The organism is Ovoidimarina sediminis (assembly GCF_032586175.1).
Lineage (GTDB): Bacteria > Pseudomonadota > Alphaproteobacteria > Rhodobacterales > Rhodobacteraceae > Ovoidimarina > Ovoidimarina sediminis.
The window spans coordinates 67,220-84,960 of record NZ_JAWHTE010000011.1 but is presented as its reverse complement, the minus strand read 5'-3'; the positions used below and the strand labels follow the sequence as shown (position 1 = coordinate 84,960).

The window sequence follows — 17,741 nt, the reverse complement described above, 5'->3', positions numbered from 1 at the left end:
GTCGAGTCACCCTTGCTCTCGGAAACGGGCGCGCTAGCGTTCCGGAAACTCGATTTGACCGAGGTAGGTCCAGACCATGATCACGTCCCGAACGGTGGCCATCGCCGCCGTTGCCATCACCGCTACGGCAACCTTCGCCCATCAGGGTGTCAAGGATCCCGACGTCATGGCCCGCATGATGCTGATGAGCGAGATCAGCGCGGCGACCAAGGTGATCGGCGATATGGCCAAGGGCGCCGCGCCGTTCGACGCAGACGCCGCCCGCAAGGCCGCTGAAGCCCTGGCCAGCCATGCCGCCGAAATTCCCGCCGCTTTCGAAACACCGGCGGACGATCCGAAATCCGAGGCACGCCCTACGATCTGGGACAATTTCACCGAATTTGCGCAGATCGCCAAAAAGATGGAAAACGCGTCCCGCACCGGGGCCGACACGCTCTTCTCGGAACAGGATGCCCAGCGGCTCCTCGCGGAAATCGGCAAGACCTGCGCCGACTGTCACAGGCTTTACCGCGACTAGGCGGCCTCAGCCGCAGCGCACCTCGGTTATCACGCCGGTCTCGTCGAGATAGAAATTCAGCCGCTCCTCGCTGTAATCCATCGTCACGGCCATGCCGGGGCGGATGAACCGCGTCGTGTCGGGAAAGGTCATCGCGGCGAAGACGCTTTCGGATTGCCCGACGAGGTGTTGAAGCCCCGAGGCCCCGCAGGCGTCGGGTTCCGGCCCCGATGCGGCGCAGGCGGCCATGGGGATCACGAGGAAGAGGTATCTCATGGGGCCAAGAGTAAACCGCGCGGGGCGATCTGGAAATGCCGGTTCCGCCCCCCGCATTGAAACGCGGCACAGAATGACGCATCGTCGCGCAAAGCACCGGACAGAGGGACAAGGGAGGAACCGAACATGAGAACCCGCGCAGCAGTGGCGGTCGCCGCAGGAAAGCCGCTTGAGGTGATGGAGGTGAACCTCGATGGCCCTAGGGCCGGTGAGGTTCTGGTCGAAATCAAGTCGACCGGCATTTGCCACACCGACGAATTCACGCTTTCCGGGGCGGATCCCGAAGGGCTTTTCCCGGCGATCCTCGGGCACGAGGGCGCGGGCGTCGTCGTCGATGTCGGCCCGGGTGTGACCAGCCTGAAGAAGGGCGATCACGTGATCCCGCTCTACACCCCCGAATGCCGGGAATGCGAATACTGCCTGCACCCGAAAACGAACCTCTGCCAGTCGATCCGCACCACGCAGGGCCAGGGCCTGATGCCCGACGGCACCTCGCGCTTCTCCACCCTCGATGGCGACCCGATCCTGCACTACATGGGCACCTCGACCTTCGCGAACCACACGGTTCTGCCCGAGATCGCGCTGGCGAAGGTGCGCGAGGACGCGCCCTTCGACAAGATCTGCTACATCGGCTGCGGGGTGACGACGGGGATCGGCGCGGTGATCAACACCGCCAAGGTGGAAATCGGATCGCGTGCGATCGTCTTCGGCCTCGGCGGGATCGGGCTTAACGTCATCCAGGGCCTCAGGCTCGCGGGCGCGGATCAGATCGTGGGCGTCGACCTCAATCCGGGCAAGAAGGAAATGGCCGAACGCTTCGGCATGACCGATTTCGTGAACCCCGCCGAGGTGGAGGGCGATCTGGTGCCCTATCTGGTGAACCTCACCAAGGGCGGTGCGGATTACACCTTCGATGCCACCGGCAATGTCCAGGTCATGCGCGCGGCCCTCGAATCGGCCCACAAGGGCTGGGGTGAAAGCGTCATCATCGGCGTCGCGCCCGCGGGGGCGGAAATCTCCACCCGGCCGTTCCAGCTTGTCACGGGCCGGGTCTGGCGCGGCACGGCCTTCGGCGGCGCGCGCGGGCGCACCGACGTGCCGAAGATCGTCGACTGGTACATGGAGGGAAAGATCGAGATCGATCCGATGATCACCCACCAGCTGTCGCTCGACGACATCAACACCGGGTTCGATCTGATGCATGCGGGCCAGTCGATCCGGTCGGTGGTGAATTATTGAGAACATGGTGTCTTGCGGCGGCCCTCTGCGGGGCCGCCACCGCTGCGCCGGCGGGCGAAAACCCCGATATCCGGTTCAGCACGAACGCCGCTATCCTTGATCTGACGCCTGCCGATATCGCCGGGGCCGAACCCTGGTTCGACAACGGGGCGGCGGGCATCAACATCCGTCTGGGCGAAACGGCGGCAGAGGCGCTCGCCGATTTCACAGGCAGCTCGGTGGGCCGGAGGATGAGCTTCAGCATCTGCGGCACCGAACTCGTCTCCGCCACCGTCCAGGCCGTGATCGATGGCGGCCGGATCGCCGCCGTCACCGATGGCCTCGGCACCGCCACCTGGTATGCCCGGATCCTCAGGGGAGAGACCGGCTGCGACGGCGCGCCCCTCGAATGACAGCCTCCATCCGCCCCGCCACCCCCGAGGACGGCCCCGCCATCTGGGCGATCCTGAAGCCCATCTTCCGGGCGGGCGACACCTACACCGTCGACCCGGATATCTCCCGCGAGGACGCGCTGGCCTACTGGACGGGCGCCTCCCACGGCGCCTTCGTGGCCGAGGCCGACGGCGCGGTTCTCGGCACTTATTACCTCAGGCGCAACCAGGCCGGCGGCGGCGCCCACGTCTGCAACTGCGGCTACGCCACCGCACCCGAGGCGCAAGGAAAGGGTGTCGCCCGCGCCATGCTGGCGCATTCTCTGGACGAGGCGAGGCGGCAGGGCTTCCGCGCCATGCAGTTCAACTTCGTCGTCGCCACGAACACCCGCGCCATCGCCACATGGGAGCGCGCGGGCTTCGCCATCGTGGGCCGTCTTCCAGGCGCCTTCCGCCACCCGATCGAGGGTTTCACCGACGCGCTGGTCATGTACAAGGACCTGACAGAGGAGAGCTGATGCCTGACCGCGACCGCCCGCTTTACGCCGTCCTGATCGACGCCGACAACATCCCCGCGAAATTCGCCGAGCAGATCCTGAAAGAGATCACGGCACTGGGCGAACCGGCGCTGCGCCGCGTCTATGGCGACTGGTCGTCGGGGCGGCTTTCGAACTGGTCGAAGGTGGTGCGCGATCTGGGCCTCGTCGCGCATCAGGAAAGCGCGAACACCACCGGAAAGAACGCCTCCGATATCGGGCTCGTCATCGATGCGATGGATATCCTGCACACGGGGCGCTTCGACGGCTTCGTCCTCGTCTCCTCCGACAGCGATTTCACCGCGCTCGCCAACCGGGTGCGCGAACAGGGGATGGACGTGATCGGGATCGGCGAGGCGAAGGCGCCCGAAAGCCTGCGCAACGTCTGCAACCGGTTCATCCTGATCGAGAACATCGTGGGCGGCGGAGAGCCGAGCGATGGCCCCGCCACCTCGCCCGGCGGGCGCGCCTCGCCCAAGGATGCGGTGCCGCTGATCCTGAAGGCGATGGAAAAGATCGACCAGGACGACGAATGGTATGCGCTGGGCCAGATCGGCCAGTTCGTGCAGGCCGACAGCCCCGATTTCGACACGCGCACCTACGGCAAGCGCAAGCTTTCAGACCTCGTGACCGAACTGAAGCGGTTCGAGACGAAGAAAATCGGCAACCAGCTGATGATCCGGCGGGTGGACTGACCGCTCAGGCGCCGTAGCGGCACAGGAACATGTCCACCGCGCTTTCCACCACGCGGTCCATTTCCTCTTCGGTGGGCTTTTCCCGGACGCCGATGGCCATCGGCATGTGAAGCCCGGCCTTGCAAAGTTCGGGGAACTGGTCGACCGCAAGGTCGAGGTCGTCGATCCGAAGCTTGCCCTCGTCGATCCCTTTCTGAAGGAATTCGCGAAGGATCTCGCGCACCTGCGCGGGCCCGGTGGCATAGAATTCGCGCCCAAGCTCGGGAAAGCGCTGGTTCTCGCCCACGACGATCCGATACACCTGCATGCCCACATCCGACATGAAGAACCGCACCATGCGCTTCGCCGCGCGCGTCATCGCCTCGCGCAGATCCTCGGTGCCGCCGATCGTCGCCACGGCGGCATCGGATTGCGCCCGGCATTCCGCCTTCGCCACTTCGAGGAACAGAATCCGCTTGTCGGGGAAGTAATTGTAAAGCGTCGCCTTCGACACGCCCGCCGCCCTCGCGATATCGTCGACGCTGGCGCCTTCGTAGCCGTCGCGCAGAAACACCTCGCGGGCCCCTTGAAGGACCTGAGAAAGCTTTCGTCCGGTGCGGACCGGCTCGGATTGAATGTTCATCGGCGTGTCCCCAGGATCCCTACCAATATAAACTACTCGGTTTAGTTTTTTCAAGGTGCAGAGCAAGGGGCGGGTCTTCGGTTGCGTTTGCCCGGCAGTGCCGGTAGCGGTGCCTCAATGGTTGCGATCCTCCTACAAACCCTGCCGTTTTTCGCCCTGATCGGCCTTGGCTACTGGGCGGGCCGCACCGGCTTCTTTTCCGAGGACGCCACCGCCTATCTCACGAAATTCGTCTTCTACTTCGCGCTAAGCGCCATGCTGTTCCGGTTTTCCGCCAGCCTCGATCTCGCGGCGGTGTTCGATCCGGTCTTCGTGCTTGCCTATTTTTCCGGAACGCTCGCCATATATCTCGTCGTCACGGCGGTGGCCGCGCTCCGCAAACGCAGCCTCGCGGAAGCGGCGGTGGAGGCGCAGTGCGGCGTCATCGGCAATGTGGGCTTTCTGGGCGTTCCCATGCTCGCCCTTCTGCTGGGCGAGGCGGCGATCGCGCCCATCATCCTCGTGCTGTCCACCGATCTGATCTTCTTCGGCAGCCTGATCGTCATCCTGATCACCGGAAGCCGCGACGGGCGCATGTCGCTCGGCATCTTCCGAACCGTGGGGGCGGGGCTGGTGAAGAACCCGATGATCATGTCGATCGGGGCCGGATTCATCTGGTCGGGCTTCGATCTGCCGATCCCGCAGCCGGTGGACGATTTCCTCACCATCCTCGGGGCGGCGGCCACGCCGGGCGCGCTTTTCGCCATCGGCGCCTCGCTTGCCTCCAAATCGGCGGAACGGCTTTCGGTTGCCGTCTGGCTTTCGTTCTCGAAACTCGTTCTGCATCCGGCGGCGGTCGCCGTCTCCGCCGTTCTGATCTTCGATGTCGCGCCCTACGCGGCGGGCGTGATGATCGCCTCCGCCGCTTTGCCGGTCGCGGGCAATGTCTTCATCCTGGCACAGCATTACGGCGTCGCGCCGCAGCGCGTGTCGGCGGCCATCCTGCTGTCGACCGTGGCCTCTGTCCTGACCGTGACGGCGGTGGTCGCCTGGGTCCAAACGCTCTGAAGGAGAAGGGTTATGGAAACGAAATCCGAGAACCTCTGTTTCGACGGGGTTCAGGGCGTCTATGCCCACGCCTCCGATACCACGGGGTGCGAGATGACCTTCGGCCTCTACCTGCCGCCCCAGGCGCGCGACGGGAAGGTGCCGGTCCTGTGGTATCTCTCGGGCCTGACCTGCACCCATGAAAACGCGATGACGAAGGCCGGGGCACAGGCCTGGGCGGCGGAGTACGGCATGGCCGTCGTTTTCCCCGACACCTCGCCCCGGGGCGACGGCGTGGCGGATGACGAGGCCTATGATCTGGGGCAGGGTGCGGGCTTTTATGTCAACGCCTCGGAAGATCCCTGGGCCCCGCATTTCCGGATGTGGGATTACATCGCCTCCGACCTTCCCACCCTTCTGTTCGAGGCCTTTCCCCTCGATTTCGAACGCCAGGCGATCACCGGGCATTCCATGGGCGGGCACGGGGCGCTGACGCTCGCGATGACCTATCCGGCCGTCTACCGCTCGGCCTCCGCCTTTGCGCCAATCGCCAACCCGACCGAAAGCGACTGGGGCCGCAAACAGTTCGCGGCCTATCTGGGCGCGGACGAGGCGGGCTGGGCCGCCCATGACGCGACCCGTCTGATGGAGGCGCATGGCCACCCCGGGCACATCCTGATCGATCAGGGCGGGGCGGATCAGTTCCTCGATCTCCTGAAGCCCGAGGCGCTTTCCGCCGCCATGACGGCCCGCCGCCAGCCCCACAGCTTCCGGATGCAGGCAGGCTACGATCACAGCTATTTCTTCGTTTCGAGCTTCATGGAAGATCACATCGCCTTCCATGCCGAGGCGCTGGGCCTGTGATCTACGTCGACGCCGACGCCTGCCCGGTGAGGGCCGAGGTGGAGGCCGTGGCGGGCCGGCGCGGCGTCGAGGTTCGGATGGTTTCGAACGGCGGCATCCGGCCCTCGCCCGCGCCCCATGTCGAGATGGTCTATGTCTCCGAAGGGGCCGACGAGGCCGATAAGTGGATTGCCGAGCGTGCGGGGCCGGGTGACGTGGTGGTGACGACCGATATTCCCCTCGCCGCCCGCGCCGTCGAGGGTGGGGCGCGCGTGGTGAAGCCCGACGGCTCGATCCTGACCGAGAAGAACGTGGGCAACGCGCTCGCCACCCGCGATCTGATGGCCGATCTTCGCGCCGCCGATCCGTTCCGTCAGGGCGGGGCGAAGCCCTTCACCAAGGCCGACCGGTCGCGCTTCCGCGAGGCGCTCGACCGCGCGCTGCGCGGGGCTTGAGCTTTCGCGGGCGGCCTGTCATCCCCTTGGCCGATCGGCAGGACACGAAAGGGCAGGCCATGATCGACGCGGTCATCTTCGATATCGGAAACGTGCTGATCGAATGGCAGCCCGAGCGGTACTATGACCGCGAATTCGGCGAGGCGCGGCGGCGCGAGGTGTTCGAAGCCGTGGATCTTCACGGCATGAATGACGGGATCGACCGGGGCGCCGATTTCCGCGACACGGTCTACCGCACGGCTGCGGCCCATCCCGATTATTCCGACGAGATCCGCCGCTGGCACGACGACTGGCTCGAACTCGCGCAGCCCGAGATTTCCCACTCCGTCCACCTGCTCCGGCAGCTTCGCGCCAAGGGCATTCCCGTCTTCGCGCTTACGAATTTCGGGATCGGCAGCTTCGTCGTGGCCGAAGGCGCCTATCCCTTTCTCACCGAGTTCGACCGCCGCTACATCTCGGGCCACATGCAGGTCATCAAGCCCGAGCCACGCATTTACGAGATGGTTGAGGACGATTGCGGCATCGCCCCCGACCGCCTGATCTTCACCGACGACCGGGCCGACAACATCGCCACCGCCGCCGCGCGCGGCTGGCAGACGCATCTTTTCGAGGGCCCAGAAGGCTGGGCCGCGCGGCTTGTCGACGAAGGGCTTCTGACCCGCGACGAGGCCGGGCTTTAGCGTCAGGCCGGCGCGGCGGGCGCGCCCAGCGGGCGCTCCCGGATCGGCAGGTGCACGATGGCCGAAAACGCCCCCACCGCCACGCCGATCCACCAGACCAGCGTGTAATCGCCGGTGGCGTCGTACAGCCGTCCGCCCAGCCAGATGCCCGCGAAACTGCCAATCTGGTGGCTCAGGAACACGATGCCGTAAAGCGTGCCCATGAAGCGCATCCCGTAGATGTGCCCGACAAGCCCCGAGGTCAGCGGCACGGTCGCAAGCCACAACGATCCCATCAGGATCGCGAAGACGATGACGCTGAAGGGCGTGATCGGAAACAGGATGAAGGCCGCCGCCACCACCGTTCGCAGGGTATAGATCGTGGACAGAAGATACTTCTTCGGAAACCGCTTGCCCGCCCAGCCCGCGAACAGCGTGCCCCCGATATTCGCGAGCCCCACAAGCCCGAAGGCCATGGCCCCCAGCGCCGAGGTCGTGGATACCCCCATGCTGTCCAGCACCCCGCCCGGCGCGATCGGCCCGCACATCTCTGTCACCAGCGCCGGAAAATGGGCGGTCATGAAGCCAAGCTGATAGCCGCAGGAAAAGAAACCAAGGAAGATCAGGGTGAACGACGGGTCCCGCGCGGCCCGCCGCAGCGCGCCCGAAAGCGACGCGCCATCCCGCGCTACCACCGCACCTTCGCCCTTCCCGAGAAAGGGCAGAAGCAGGATCATCGAAAGGATCGCGGCGGTGAAGAGAAGGAAAATCGTCTGCCACGGCAGGGCGGACAAAAGGCCCTCCGCCAGCGGCGGCCCGATCACCTGGCCCATCGATCCCGCCGCCGTCGCGATCGCCATGGCCATCGACCGGTTCTCGTCCGACGCCGCCCGCCCAACCATGGCGAGGATCAGGCCGAACCCGGTGCCCGCAATGCCGAAGCCCACGGCCATCTCCAGAACCTGCATCTGCCCGGGGCTGACGGCGAAAGAGGTCAGTAGAAGCCCCGCCGCATAGATCAGGATGCCGATCAGCACCGCCTTCCGCTCGCCCAGCTTCTCGGCAATCGCGCCGAAGATCGGCTGCCCGATCCCCCAGGCGAGGTTCTGAATGGCGATCGCCGTCGAAAACTCGGCCCTCAGCCAGCCGAACTCGTCGGCAATCGGGATCTGGAACACGCCAAAGGCCGACCGGATCGCGAAATTCACGATCAGGATCACCGATCCCGCGATCAGCACCGGGGTGATGAGCGAGTGGGAAGAGGCGCGCGTTGCGGTCATGATCCGGGATAGATCACCCGGGGGGCCGCCCCGTCAAATCAGAAGATGTGAACATCGCCCGAAAGAATTCTGATGCAACCGCCCCGCGGGCGGATTTTCCTTGCTGCGCCAGAGCGCTATAGGAAGACCATGGGCGAGACGATCAGCGAAATCTACACACGGCTTGCCGGCGAAGGCCGGCTTGAGGCCGATCCCGCGCAGATGGCCGTTCTGCCCGAGCTTCAGCGCATCCGCGCCGCGCTTGAAACCGCGCCCGCGCGCGGCGGGCTCAAATCGCTCTTCGCGAAGAAAGAGGCCGCGCCCCGCGGGCTCTACCTCTGGGGCGGTGTGGGCACCGGCAAGTCGATGCTGATGGATCTCTTCCATGCCGCCGTCGATATCGAGGAAAAGCGCCGCGTCCACTTCCACGCCTTCATGCAGGATATCCAGGCCGGGTTGCACGAGGCCCGCAAGACCGGCGTCGACGACACGATCAAACCGGTGGCCGAAAAGGTGATCTCGGAAATCCGGCTTCTGTCCTTCGACGAAATGCAGATCACCGATATCGCCGATGCGATGATCGTGGGGCGGCTGTTCGAAAAGCTCTTCGATGCGGGCGTTGTCGTCGTCGCCACCTCGAACCGCGAACCGGGCGATCTTTACAAGGACGGGCTCAACCGCCAGATCTTCCTGCCCTTCATCGATCTGATCCGCGCCCGCATGGAAGTGCGCGAACTGGCCTCGCCGCGTGATTACCGGCTCGACCGGCTGCAGGGCGAAACGGTCTATTTCACCCCCGCCAATGCCGAGGCGCGCCACGCGGTCTCCCAGATGTGGGAGGCGATGGCGGGCGGCGCGGGAAGCCCCCTGCGCCTGCCGATGAAGGGCCGCGTCGTCGAAGTGCCGGAATTCCGCAACGGGGTGGGGCGCGCGACCTTCTGGGATCTCTGCGCAAAGCCCCTCGGCCCCGGCGATTACCTCGCGATCGCAGACGCCCTGCGCGTTCTGATCCTCGAGGATATCCCCCTTCTGTCGAGCGAGAACTACAACGAGGCCAAGCGCTTCGTCACCCTGATCGACGCGCTGTACGAGGCGAAGGTGCGCCTTATCGCAACGGCGGCGGATGAACCCGAACGGCTTTATCTCGAGGGCGAAGGCACCTTCGAATTCGCCCGCACCGCCAGCCGTCTGCGCGAGATGCAGTCCGAAAACTGGGCCACGGACGCCTGACGCGCCCCGCGCGCCGATTGCAATGCACGCCCCGTTCCGGCAGACTCGCCCCAACGACCGGGCAAAGACCCGGCACATCGCGCAGGCAGGCCCATGGCAACGATCATCGTCACCGAACCCGATACCGTCGTCGAGGTCGACAACGGCGACCGCGTGGTCATCGACATCCCCGGCGGCGGTACCGTCACGCTGGTGGCCGCCGACCCGCAGGTCACGAATTTCCAGGTCGATTTCACCGACGACACCGTGTCCGACACCCTGCGCATCGATCTCTCCACCTTCGCCAATGGCGACGTGCAGGTGCAGCTCAACGACTACGACACGACCGACAGGGTGGAGCTGATCGGCGGATCGGGCACCATCGACCCAAGCCGGTCGGATCAGTACCTGTTCGATTTCACCGGGGCCGACGGCAACCTCTATCAGGGCCGGATCCGCCTGAAGGATCAGGGCGAGAAGGATTTCGGCACCAATCCGAGCCCGATCATCATCTGCTTCGCCACCGGCACGATCATCGACACCGATCTGGGCCCGACACCTGTAGAGGCGCTGACCGTGGGAACGCTCGTCCAGACACTCGACCGGGGCCTGCAACCCGTGCGCTGGATCGGGCACCGCCACCTGTCCCGGCAGGATCTTCGGGCTTTCCCGCATCTCCGCCCCGTGACGATCACCGCGGGTGCGCTTGGCGGCGGGCTGCCCTGGTCCGATCTCACCGTCTCGCCCCAGCACCGGATCCGCATCGCCGACTGGCGGGCGGAGCTTTACTTCGGCGAACCCGAGGTGCTGGTGCCGGCCAAGGCCCTGATCGACGGGCGCACGATCGTCGAGGCCGATGTCGAAGACGTCACCTACTGGCATCTCCTCTTCGACCGGCACGAACTTCTCCTCTCGAACGGGCTGCCGTCGGAAAGCCTCCACCCCGGCCAGATGAGCCTCATGGCGCTGGACGACATTCAGAACGGCACGCTTCCCCCGGATCTCGCCGAACCCGGCCGCCCGCTCGCCCGCCCTGCGCTCCGGGTGCGCGAGGCCCGCGCCGTGGGGGCCTCGGCGGCCTGACGGCTCAGCCGTTCTCGCGCAAGACCTGCCCGGCCAGGTAAAGCGATCCGCAGATCAGGATGCGCGCGCCCGGTGTGGCCGCCGCGACCCGCGCCACGGCCTCGGCCACGCTTGGCGCCGTCGTTGCGGCAAGCCCCGCGGTCCGCGCCGCCTCCGCCGTCTCGGCGGCCGACAGCGTCGCGGCCTCGCCCGGGATCTCGACCGCCGTCAGATCCACCGCCAGCCCTTCAAACGCCCGCATGTAGCCCGCCGCATCCTTCGTCTTCAGCATTCCGCAGATCAGGTGCAGGGGCTTTTCCGGCAGGGTGTCGAGCGTCGCGCGCAACACCGCGCCCGCCGCCGGGTTGTGCCCCCCGTCAAGCCAGAGCTCCGCGCGCCCGGCCGCCTCGACAAGCGGCCCGTGGCTCAGCCGCTGCATCCGCGCGGGCCACTCGGCCCTTGTTACCGCGGCCTCGAGCGCGGCATCGGGAAACCTGAGGTGCCGCAGCACCGCCAGCGCCATCCCCGCATTGCCGATCTGGTGCGGGCCCAGAAGGTTCGGCAGGGGCAGATCCCTCAGCCCCGTTTCGTCCTGGTAGATCAGGCGATCCCGCTCCACCGTCACATGCCAGTGCTGGCCATGCGCCAGAAGCGGCGCGCCCAGCCGCGCGGCCTTCGCCTCGATCACCTCGAGCGCTTCCTCGTGCTGCGGCCCCACCACGCAGGGAATGCCGCGTTTCAGGATCCCCGCCTTTTCGCCCGCGATGGCCTCCAGCGTGTCGCCGAGGAACTGCTGGTGGTCGAGGTCGACAGGCGTGATCACGGTCATCGCCGGGCGCTCCACCACGTTCGTCGCGTCAAGCCGCCCGCCAAGCCCCACCTCCAGAAGCGTCCAGTCCGCGGGCGTCCGCGCGAAGGCCAGAAGGGCGGCCACGGTCGTGATCTCGAAATAGGTGATCGGGTCGGGCCCGTTCCGTTCCAGGCATTCGTCGAGGATCGCGCTCAGGGCGGCCTCGTCGATCAGCCGGCCCGCCAGCCGGATCCGCTCGTGAAACCGCGCAAGATGCGGCGAGGTATAGACATGGGCCGTCTGCCCCGCCCCCTCGATCCCGGCCCTGAGCATCGCGACGGTCGAACCCTTGCCGTTCGTCCCGGCCACGTGGATCACCGGCGGCAGGGCGCGTTCGGGGTGGCCCGTCGCCTCCAGAAGCCGATCGACCCGGTCAAGCGTCAGGTCGATCACCTTCGGATGCAGGCGCATCATCCGCTCGAGGAGCGCGTCCGAGCCTTGCGGTGTCATGGGGCGGCTCAGGCGCCGTCGGCCTTGGCCGCGTCCTCGGGCGCGGGCAGTTCGCCCGCAACCGGCGGCGGCAGATCCAGAAGCATCCGGATGATCCCGATCAGCTCGTCGCGCATCTCGCGGCGATGGGTCACCCGATCGAGCATCCCGTGATCCAGAAGGTATTCGGCCCGCTGGAAGCCTTCGGGAAGCTTCTCGCGGATTGTCTGTTCGATCACCCTGGGGCCCGCGAAACAGATCAGTGCGCCGGGCTCCGCGATATGGATATCGCCCAGCATCGCATAGCTCGCCGTCACCCCGCCCGTGGTCGGATGGGTCAGCACGACGATGTAGGGCAGGCCTGCATCCTTCAACATCTCCACCGCCACCGTGGTGCGCGGCATCTGCATCAGCGACAGGATGCCTTCCTGCATCCGCGCGCCCCCGGCGGCGGAAAACAGCACAAGCGGGCGCTTCGCCGCCACGGCCCGTTCGGCGGCGGCGATGATCGCGTTGCCCACGTACATGCCCATCGACCCGCCCATGAAGGTGAAATCCTGCGCCGCCGCCACGATGGGCGTGCGCCCGATCTCACCTTCGGCCACCAGCATCGCCTCACGCTCGCCCGTGGTCTTCTGCGCCGCCTTCATGCGGTCGGGGTATTTCTTCTGATCCCGGAAGTGCAGCGGGTCGGAAATCGGCTGCGGCACCTCCACCTCGGTATAGATCCCGCCATCGAACAGCGCGTCGAACCGCGTGCGCGGCGTGATGTTCATGTGGTGGTCGCAGTTCGAGCAAACGTTCAGGTTATCCGTCAGCTCGCGGTGGAACAGCATGGTTCCGCACTCGCCGCACTTCGTCCACAGGTTCTCGGGCACCTCGCGGCGCGAGAACAGCGAATTGATGCGGGGGCGAACGTAGTTCGAGATCCAGTTCATGGGGCCTTCAGCCTCTGTCGTTGTCCCGAGATATGCCGCAGGCCCCGGAAATGCAATCAGCGCCTGAGCGCGATCCGGCAGGCCATCCACCCCATCCAAAGGTAGAACAGGTCGAAAACCAGGGTGATCGAATTTACCTCGGACCGGGCCAGCGCCTCGGGAATGGTGAACAGCGCAAGCCCGTCGCCGAACCCCTCGAGCGAGGTGATCACGATGGAAAACAGGTTCGTCACGAAGTGAAAGCCCAGGGCGGCGCCCAGCGTGCCGGTCCGCGCCGTCAGATCGGCACAGGCGATCCCGAAGAAGATCGCCCAGATGACATAGGCCGCCGCCGCATCGCGCGGCATTTCAGGCGACCAGTGCGCCACCCCGAACAGCACCGACGGCAGCACCATCCAGATCACCGGTGACGGTGAGATCCGCGCAAGGCTTTGCTGAAGCCAGCCGCGATAGACAACCTCTTCCGCCCCGGTCTGGATCAGCACGACGACAAGGCTCAGGGGCAGCAGAAGCGCCCAGGCCACCGGCGCCATGTTCAGTGAGAAGCCGGAATAGTTCCAGGGCGGCAGCACCGACAGGGTGAAGAACAGCACGAACGGGCCCTTCGCGGCCAGAATCCCATCGCGAAGGGCCGCCCCGGGCGGGCCGAACAGCGTCGCGGGCGACCGCCGCTGCACCCGCGAGGCCAGCCAGAAGGCCGTCGCGCCGAGGAAGGCGAAACTCGCCATCAGCACAAGCGTGGTGACGGTCGACCCGGCCACCTCGGCGACCGGCGCGACAATGAGCGCCCCGCTGAGCATGAACACGATCTCGACGGCCAGAAACCCGGCCGCGATGCTCAGCCACGACGGCTTGTGATCGACCGCGGCGTGAAAATCGCGCGCGGCGCGGTACGGATCCGGCTGGTTCATCGCGACAAAATCCGCCGGATCGCGAACCAGATCAGCCCCATCATCAGCAGGTCGAAGGGCAGGGCGGTGCGCATCACCTCAAGATCGCTCACCGCATAGGGCGTCTTGTAAAGCGCAAGGCCCGTCAGCGTGCCTTCGGTGGCGATCAGCGTCAGCGCCAGCATGTTGTTGGCGAAGTGAAACCCCCAGGCGGCCCCGATCGATCCGGTCTGCGCCGTCAGATCGGCGGCCATCAGCCCGAACAGCCCCGCCGAGATCACCACGAGCGGCGCCACGGGCCCCGCGCTGGCCACGTCGAAATGCGCCACGCCGAACAGCATCGCCGGCACCAGCGCCCAGGCGATGGGCGACCGGAAGCGCGCGCCAAGCTGCTGCTGCATGTAGCCCCGGAAGACAAGCTCCTCCGCCCCGGTCTGGATCAGCACCAGAACCGCCGCGAGGGGCAGAAGCACGATCCACCGGTCGCAGGGCAGGCCCGGCACCGCATCGTTGCCCCAGCTCCAGAAGATCAGCGAGGCGCCCAGCACCGTGCCCGCCACCGCCGCCGCCACCGTGAAATCCCTGAGCACGACGGGCGCCCGCCCGAAAAGCGTGCCCACGGGCCGCTCGTGCAGCATCAGGACGGCGGCCATCGGCCCCAGCGCCATGCCCACGAAACTCACCAGAAGGATCAGAAGCTTGTCGGGCGTGTCCGCCCGGATAAGCTCCTCGAACCAGATGACGTTCTGCGGCAACCCGCGCACCACCCAGACGACCGCGAAGATCACCAGCGTCACGAAGGCATAGATCACCACGGCCAGCAACAGCCCCAGAAGCAGCATCCAGATCTGCCGCGTGGGGCGCGCCGGGGCGACGAAGGCCTCGAAGGCCGGGGTGCGCAGGGTCACGCCTCAGCCCTCGCCGAACACCCGGGCAAAGATCGTGTCGACGTTCTTGGTGTGATAGCCGAGGTCGAACTTCTCCTCGATCTGCGCGGGGCTGAGCGCGGCGGTCACATCCGCGTCGCCCAGAAGCTCTTCCATGAAATCCTTGCCTTCTTCCCACACCTTCATCGCGTTCCGCTGCACAAGGCGATAGGCATCCTCGCGGCTCACCCCGGCCTGCGTCAGCGCAAGAAGCACCCGCTGGGAATGCACGAGCCCCCGGAACTTGTTCAGGTTCGCCAGCATGTTGTCGGGATAGACCACCAGCTTGTCGACGACACCGGTCAGCCGGTGCAGCGCGAAATCAAGCGTCACCGTCGCATCGGGCCCGATATTCCGCTCGACCGAGGAATGCGAGATATCGCGCTCGTGCCAGAGCGCCACGTTCTCCATCGCCGGGATCACGGCCATGCGCACGAGCCGCGCGAGCCCCGTCAGGTTCTCCGTCAGCACCGGGTTCCGCTTGTGCGGCATGGCCGACGATCCCTTCTGGCCTTTCGAGAAGAATTCCTCGGCCTCCAGAACCTCGGTCCGCTGCATGTGCCGGATCTCGGTGGCGAGGTTCTCGATCGAACTCGCAACCACGCCCAGCGCCGCGAAGAAGGCCGCGTGCCGGTCGCGCGGGATCACCTGGGTCGAAATCGGTTCTGGCGTCAGCCCCATCTTCGCGCAGACATGGGCCTCCACGGCCGGGTCGATATTCGCAAACGTCCCGACCGCGCCCGAAATCGCCCCTGTCGCGATCTCGGCCCTCGCGGTGCGCAGCCGCGCAAGGTTCCGGTCCATCTCGGCATAGAACCGCGCGAAGGTAAGGCCCATCGTGGTGGGTTCCGCGTGGATCCCGTGCGACCGCCCGATGCGGATCGTGTCCTTGTGCTCGTAGGCCCGCCGCTTCAGCGCGGCCAGAAGCCCCTCCATATCCGCGATCAGGATATCGCTGGCCCGCGTCAGCTGGATGTTGAACGTGGTGTCCAGCACGTCCGATGACGTCATCCCCTGATGCACGAAACGCGCCTCGTCGCTGCCCACGATTTCCGCGAGGTGGGTGAGGAAGGCGATCACGTCATGCTTCGTCTCGCGCTCGATCTCGTCGATCCGGTCGATATCGAACGCGACATCCTTCGCTTTCCAGACGGCCTCGGCATTCGCGCGCGGGATGTTGCCCATATCGGCCATCGCATCGCAGGCATGGGCCTCGATCTCGAACCAGATGCGAAATTTCGTTTCCGGCGACCAGATGGCAACCATGTCGGGACGGGAATATCGGGGTATCATTCGGGGCCTTTCCGCTCGTGTGAGGGCGTCATAGACTTGCACGCATGGGGCGACAAGCGGCAGTGCTGATATCGATCTGTCTTGCGGCACCCGCCGCGGCGGAAGACTGGCGCCCGCTCACCGGCGAGGCGCTTGCCGACGCGCTCACTGGCCAGACGCTGATCTACGACCCCGATGAACAGATCTTCTTCGAAAACGGGCGCACCCGCTACCGCGTCTTCCGCGACCGCTGGGGGTGGTGGGAGCTTCGGGAGGGCCGCTATTGCAGCCTCTGGCCCCCGGCGGAGATCTGGGACTGCTACGACACCGAGATAACGCCCGACGGCACGCGCCTCCGCTTCACCTCCGCCGAGGGCATCGTCACCGAAGGCCGTTTCGCGGAATGAGAGATCTTGGGGAATTCGAAGGCCGCTGGACGCTCAGCCGCACGATCGCCGACAGCCTGACGGGCGGCACGGGCCGGCTCGACGGATCGGTCGTCTTCACCCCCGATGGCACCGGGCTCCGCTACGAGGAAACCGGGCGTCTGACCCTCGGCGGCACGACGGTGACGGCAAGCCGCACCTACCTCTGGCGCCCGGCGGAGGAGGCAAGCGGCATCGACGTCTATTTCGACGACGGCCGCTTCTTCCACCGGATCGGCCCGGGCGACGCGCCCGAGGCCGGCCACGACTGCGCCCCCGACCGCTACGAGGGGCGCTACGACTTCTCCCTCTGGCCCGACTGGCAGCTGCACTGGCGCGTCACCGGCCCCCGCAAGGATTACACCAGCCGCTCGCTCTTCCGCCGCGCGGCGACTTGAACCCCCCGCGACACTGGGGCACAAACATCTCAATGGTTTTCCAAGGAGGGCGATGATGGCCACCAGAGACAGGGTACTGACCGAGGCGATCGGGCCGGATCGGGGCGCGGCGAAGATCGCGAAAGATATACTTCTCGTGGCCCTCGGCATCGCCGCCCTCGCGGCGTTCGCGAAGATCAAGGTGCCGATGTGGCCCGTGCCGATCACCATGGGCACCTTCGCGGTGCTGACGATCGGGGCCGCCTATGGCCCCCGACTCGGCCTGACGACGATCCTCGGCTACATGATCGTCGGCGCGCTTGGCTTCGACGTCTTCGCGGGCTCCTCGGCAGAGGCCTATGGCGTCACCTACATGATGGGCGGCACCGGCGGCTATCTGGTGGGCTATGTCCTCGCCGTCCTCGCGCTCGGCTGGGCCGCGCGTCAGGGCTGGGATCGCTCCTTCGGCCGGATGGCGGGCGCGATGATCCTCGGCAACCTCCTCATCTACGTGCCGGGCCTTCTTTGGCTCGGGCAGCTTTACGGCTGGGATCAGCCGATCCTGCAATGGGGCCTCACGCCCTTCCTGATCGGCGACGCGCTGAAGCTTGGCCTCGCGGCGCTCCTCTTCCCGGCGGTCTGGAAGCTTCTGAACGCCCGCGGCTAAAGCGGGCCCCGCTTCGGGCGGGCCGGACCATAGGCAAAGGGGCGCCGGGTGAAACCGGCGCCCCATTCCTTTTGGAGGATCAGGGGCGAACCCGGGAGATGCCCTGCAACGGCCATCGGTGGCGTCAAGCCCATCTTGCCCGGAATCGAGGGGCGTCAGCCCCGCCGGGCAGGGCCCGACCGCCCCCCGGGCGGGCCCTCCTGCAACGCCGCAATCCAA

The 17,741-nt window shown here is 66.3% G+C and carries 22 protein-coding genes; 14 read left to right on the top strand and 8 right to left on the bottom strand.

Annotation, left to right across the window (positions count from 1 at the left end; translation table 11 throughout):
- Positions 1-76 precede the first annotated feature (76 nt).
- Entirely contained in the window at positions 77-517 is a 441-nt protein-coding gene (locus RXV90_RS13910; RefSeq protein WP_316649389.1) for a c-type cytochrome, read from the top strand.
- A gap of 6 nt (positions 518-523) precedes the next feature.
- Here the strand turns inward: RXV90_RS13910 and RXV90_RS13905 are convergent, their stop codons facing one another.
- Complete coding sequence (locus tag RXV90_RS13905) at positions 524-772, bottom strand: I78 family peptidase inhibitor (protein WP_316649388.1); 249 nt, start codon at positions 770-772, stop codon at positions 524-526.
- Positions 773-898: 126 nt separating this feature from the next.
- Here RXV90_RS13905 and RXV90_RS13900 point away from each other — a divergent pair, with 126 nt between their 5' ends.
- The 4 genes from RXV90_RS13900 to RXV90_RS13885 are packed head-to-tail and all read left to right on the top strand — an operon-like array spanning position 899 to position 3,613.
- Positions 899-2,011: an S-(hydroxymethyl)glutathione dehydrogenase/class III alcohol dehydrogenase gene (locus RXV90_RS13900; RefSeq protein ID WP_316649387.1), complete on the top strand. Its 1,113-nt coding sequence runs from the start codon at positions 899-901 to the stop codon at positions 2,009-2,011.
- Positions 2,008-2,403: a SecDF P1 head subdomain-containing protein gene (locus RXV90_RS13895; protein WP_316649386.1), complete on the top strand. Its 396-nt coding sequence runs from the start codon at positions 2,008-2,010 to the stop codon at positions 2,401-2,403. The genes RXV90_RS13900 and RXV90_RS13895 overlap by 4 nt, the downstream gene beginning before the upstream one ends.
- A complete protein-coding gene (locus RXV90_RS13890) occupies positions 2,400-2,900 on the top strand; it encodes a GNAT family N-acetyltransferase (RefSeq protein ID WP_316649385.1) in 501 nt (166 codons plus the stop codon). The genes RXV90_RS13895 and RXV90_RS13890 overlap by 4 nt, the downstream gene beginning before the upstream one ends.
- On the top strand, positions 2,900-3,613 hold the full coding sequence (locus RXV90_RS13885) for an NYN domain-containing protein (RefSeq protein WP_316649384.1): 714 nt from the start codon (positions 2,900-2,902) through the stop codon (positions 3,611-3,613). Before RXV90_RS13890 ends, RXV90_RS13885 begins: the two co-directional genes overlap by 1 nt.
- 4 nt (positions 3,614-3,617) lie before the next feature.
- Here RXV90_RS13885 and RXV90_RS13880 read toward each other — a convergent pair whose 3' ends face one another.
- A complete protein-coding gene (locus tag RXV90_RS13880) occupies positions 3,618-4,235 on the bottom strand; it encodes a TetR/AcrR family transcriptional regulator (RefSeq protein ID WP_316649383.1) in 618 nt (205 codons plus the stop codon).
- Positions 4,236-4,352: 117 nt separating this feature from the next.
- Here RXV90_RS13880 and RXV90_RS13875 point away from each other — a divergent pair, with 117 nt between their 5' ends.
- Genes RXV90_RS13875 through RXV90_RS13860 form a run of 4 tightly spaced genes read left to right on the top strand, consistent with a single transcriptional unit; the run spans position 4,353 to position 7,239 of the window.
- Positions 4,353-5,282 carry an AEC family transporter gene (locus RXV90_RS13875; protein WP_316649382.1) on the top strand — a complete coding sequence of 310 codons (930 nt, stop codon included), beginning with the start codon at positions 4,353-4,355 and terminating at the stop codon, positions 5,280-5,282.
- A gap of 12 nt (positions 5,283-5,294) precedes the next feature.
- Positions 5,295-6,125: an S-formylglutathione hydrolase gene (gene fghA / locus RXV90_RS13870; RefSeq protein WP_316649381.1), complete on the top strand. Its 831-nt coding sequence runs from the start codon at positions 5,295-5,297 to the stop codon at positions 6,123-6,125.
- The gene (locus RXV90_RS13865) at positions 6,122-6,559 is read left to right on the top strand and encodes a YaiI/YqxD family protein (RefSeq protein ID WP_316649380.1); all 438 of its coding nucleotides are present in this window, start codon (positions 6,122-6,124) and stop codon (positions 6,557-6,559) included. Before fghA ends, RXV90_RS13865 begins: the two co-directional genes overlap by 4 nt.
- 59 nt (positions 6,560-6,618) lie before the next feature.
- Positions 6,619-7,239: an HAD family hydrolase gene (locus tag RXV90_RS13860; protein WP_316649379.1), complete on the top strand. Its 621-nt coding sequence runs from the start codon at positions 6,619-6,621 to the stop codon at positions 7,237-7,239.
- A 2-nt stretch (positions 7,240-7,241) separates the two neighbouring features.
- Here the strand turns inward: RXV90_RS13860 and RXV90_RS13855 are convergent, their stop codons facing one another.
- Complete coding sequence (locus tag RXV90_RS13855; RefSeq protein ID WP_316649378.1) at positions 7,242-8,498, bottom strand: MFS transporter; 1,257 nt, start codon at positions 8,496-8,498, stop codon at positions 7,242-7,244.
- Between the two features lie 129 nt (positions 8,499-8,627).
- Here RXV90_RS13855 and zapE point away from each other — a divergent pair, with 129 nt between their 5' ends.
- Entirely contained in the window at positions 8,628-9,707 is a 1,080-nt protein-coding gene (gene zapE / locus RXV90_RS13850) for a cell division protein ZapE (RefSeq protein ID WP_316649463.1), read from the top strand.
- A gap of 93 nt (positions 9,708-9,800) precedes the next feature.
- The gene (locus tag RXV90_RS13845) at positions 9,801-10,769 is read left to right on the top strand and encodes a Hint domain-containing protein (RefSeq protein ID WP_316649377.1); all 969 of its coding nucleotides are present in this window, start codon (positions 9,801-9,803) and stop codon (positions 10,767-10,769) included.
- A gap of 4 nt (positions 10,770-10,773) precedes the next feature.
- Here RXV90_RS13845 and RXV90_RS13840 read toward each other — a convergent pair whose 3' ends face one another.
- From RXV90_RS13840 to purB, 5 genes are read right to left on the bottom strand one after another with little or no spacing between them, the layout of a single operon-like run.
- On the bottom strand, positions 10,774-12,048 hold the full coding sequence (locus RXV90_RS13840; RefSeq protein WP_316649375.1) for a bifunctional folylpolyglutamate synthase/dihydrofolate synthase: 1,275 nt from the start codon (positions 12,046-12,048) through the stop codon (positions 10,774-10,776).
- 8 nt (positions 12,049-12,056) lie between these two features.
- Positions 12,057-12,965: an acetyl-CoA carboxylase, carboxyltransferase subunit beta gene (gene accD / locus RXV90_RS13835; RefSeq protein WP_316649373.1), complete on the bottom strand. Its 909-nt coding sequence runs from the start codon at positions 12,963-12,965 to the stop codon at positions 12,057-12,059.
- 56 nt (positions 12,966-13,021) lie between these two features.
- The gene (locus RXV90_RS13830; RefSeq protein WP_316649371.1) at positions 13,022-13,876 is read right to left on the bottom strand and encodes a CPBP family intramembrane glutamic endopeptidase; all 855 of its coding nucleotides are present in this window, start codon (positions 13,874-13,876) and stop codon (positions 13,022-13,024) included.
- Positions 13,873-14,763 carry a CPBP family intramembrane glutamic endopeptidase gene (locus tag RXV90_RS13825; protein WP_316649370.1) on the bottom strand — a complete coding sequence of 297 codons (891 nt, stop codon included), beginning with the start codon at positions 14,761-14,763 and terminating at the stop codon, positions 13,873-13,875. The genes RXV90_RS13830 and RXV90_RS13825 overlap by 4 nt, the downstream gene beginning before the upstream one ends.
- A gap of 3 nt (positions 14,764-14,766) precedes the next feature.
- On the bottom strand, positions 14,767-16,074 hold the full coding sequence (gene purB / locus RXV90_RS13820; protein WP_316649369.1) for an adenylosuccinate lyase: 1,308 nt from the start codon (positions 16,072-16,074) through the stop codon (positions 14,767-14,769).
- 44 nt (positions 16,075-16,118) lie between these two features.
- Here purB and RXV90_RS13815 point away from each other — a divergent pair, with 44 nt between their 5' ends.
- The 3 genes from RXV90_RS13815 to RXV90_RS13805 are packed head-to-tail and all read left to right on the top strand — an operon-like array spanning position 16,119 to position 17,522.
- Positions 16,119-16,460 carry a hypothetical protein gene (locus tag RXV90_RS13815; RefSeq protein WP_316649368.1) on the top strand — a complete coding sequence of 114 codons (342 nt, stop codon included), beginning with the start codon at positions 16,119-16,121 and terminating at the stop codon, positions 16,458-16,460.
- Entirely contained in the window at positions 16,457-16,876 is a 420-nt protein-coding gene (locus RXV90_RS13810; protein WP_316649367.1) for a DUF6314 family protein, read from the top strand. Before RXV90_RS13815 ends, RXV90_RS13810 begins: the two co-directional genes overlap by 4 nt.
- Positions 16,877-16,931: 55 nt before the next feature.
- Complete coding sequence (locus tag RXV90_RS13805; protein ID WP_316649366.1) at positions 16,932-17,522, top strand: biotin transporter BioY; 591 nt, start codon at positions 16,932-16,934, stop codon at positions 17,520-17,522.
- Positions 17,523-17,741 lie beyond the last annotated feature (219 nt).

Bases quoted from the DNA above. Each gene is read 5' to 3' on its own strand.
- RXV90_RS13910 (WP_316649389.1), top strand. From the start codon at position 77: ATGATCACGTCCCGAACGGTGGCCATCGCCGCCGTTGCCATCACCGCT.
- RXV90_RS13905 (WP_316649388.1), bottom strand. From the start codon at position 772: ATGAGATACCTCTTCCTCGTGATCCCCATGGCCGCCTGCGCCGCATCG.
- RXV90_RS13900 (WP_316649387.1), top strand. From the start codon at position 899: ATGAGAACCCGCGCAGCAGTGGCGGTCGCCGCAGGAAAGCCGCTTGAG.
- RXV90_RS13890 (WP_316649385.1), top strand. From the start codon at position 2,400: ATGACAGCCTCCATCCGCCCCGCCACCCCCGAGGACGGCCCCGCCATC.
- RXV90_RS13885 (WP_316649384.1), top strand. From the start codon at position 2,900: ATGCCTGACCGCGACCGCCCGCTTTACGCCGTCCTGATCGACGCCGAC.
- RXV90_RS13880 (WP_316649383.1), bottom strand. From the start codon at position 4,235: ATGAACATTCAATCCGAGCCGGTCCGCACCGGACGAAAGCTTTCTCAG.
- RXV90_RS13875 (WP_316649382.1), top strand. From the start codon at position 4,353: ATGGTTGCGATCCTCCTACAAACCCTGCCGTTTTTCGCCCTGATCGGC.
- fghA (WP_316649381.1), top strand. From the start codon at position 5,295: ATGGAAACGAAATCCGAGAACCTCTGTTTCGACGGGGTTCAGGGCGTC.
- RXV90_RS13860 (WP_316649379.1), top strand. From the start codon at position 6,619: ATGATCGACGCGGTCATCTTCGATATCGGAAACGTGCTGATCGAATGG.
- RXV90_RS13855 (WP_316649378.1), bottom strand. From the start codon at position 8,498: ATGACCGCAACGCGCGCCTCTTCCCACTCGCTCATCACCCCGGTGCTG.
- zapE (WP_316649463.1), top strand. From the start codon at position 8,628: ATGGGCGAGACGATCAGCGAAATCTACACACGGCTTGCCGGCGAAGGC.
- RXV90_RS13845 (WP_316649377.1), top strand. From the start codon at position 9,801: ATGGCAACGATCATCGTCACCGAACCCGATACCGTCGTCGAGGTCGAC.
- RXV90_RS13840 (WP_316649375.1), bottom strand. From the start codon at position 12,048: ATGACACCGCAAGGCTCGGACGCGCTCCTCGAGCGGATGATGCGCCTG.
- accD (WP_316649373.1), bottom strand. From the start codon at position 12,965: ATGAACTGGATCTCGAACTACGTTCGCCCCCGCATCAATTCGCTGTTC.
- RXV90_RS13830 (WP_316649371.1), bottom strand. From the start codon at position 13,876: ATGAACCAGCCGGATCCGTACCGCGCCGCGCGCGATTTTCACGCCGCG.
- purB (WP_316649369.1), bottom strand. From the start codon at position 16,074: ATGATACCCCGATATTCCCGTCCCGACATGGTTGCCATCTGGTCGCCG.
- RXV90_RS13815 (WP_316649368.1), top strand. From the start codon at position 16,119: ATGGGGCGACAAGCGGCAGTGCTGATATCGATCTGTCTTGCGGCACCC.
- RXV90_RS13810 (WP_316649367.1), top strand. From the start codon at position 16,457: ATGAGAGATCTTGGGGAATTCGAAGGCCGCTGGACGCTCAGCCGCACG.
- RXV90_RS13805 (WP_316649366.1), top strand. From the start codon at position 16,932: ATGGCCACCAGAGACAGGGTACTGACCGAGGCGATCGGGCCGGATCGG.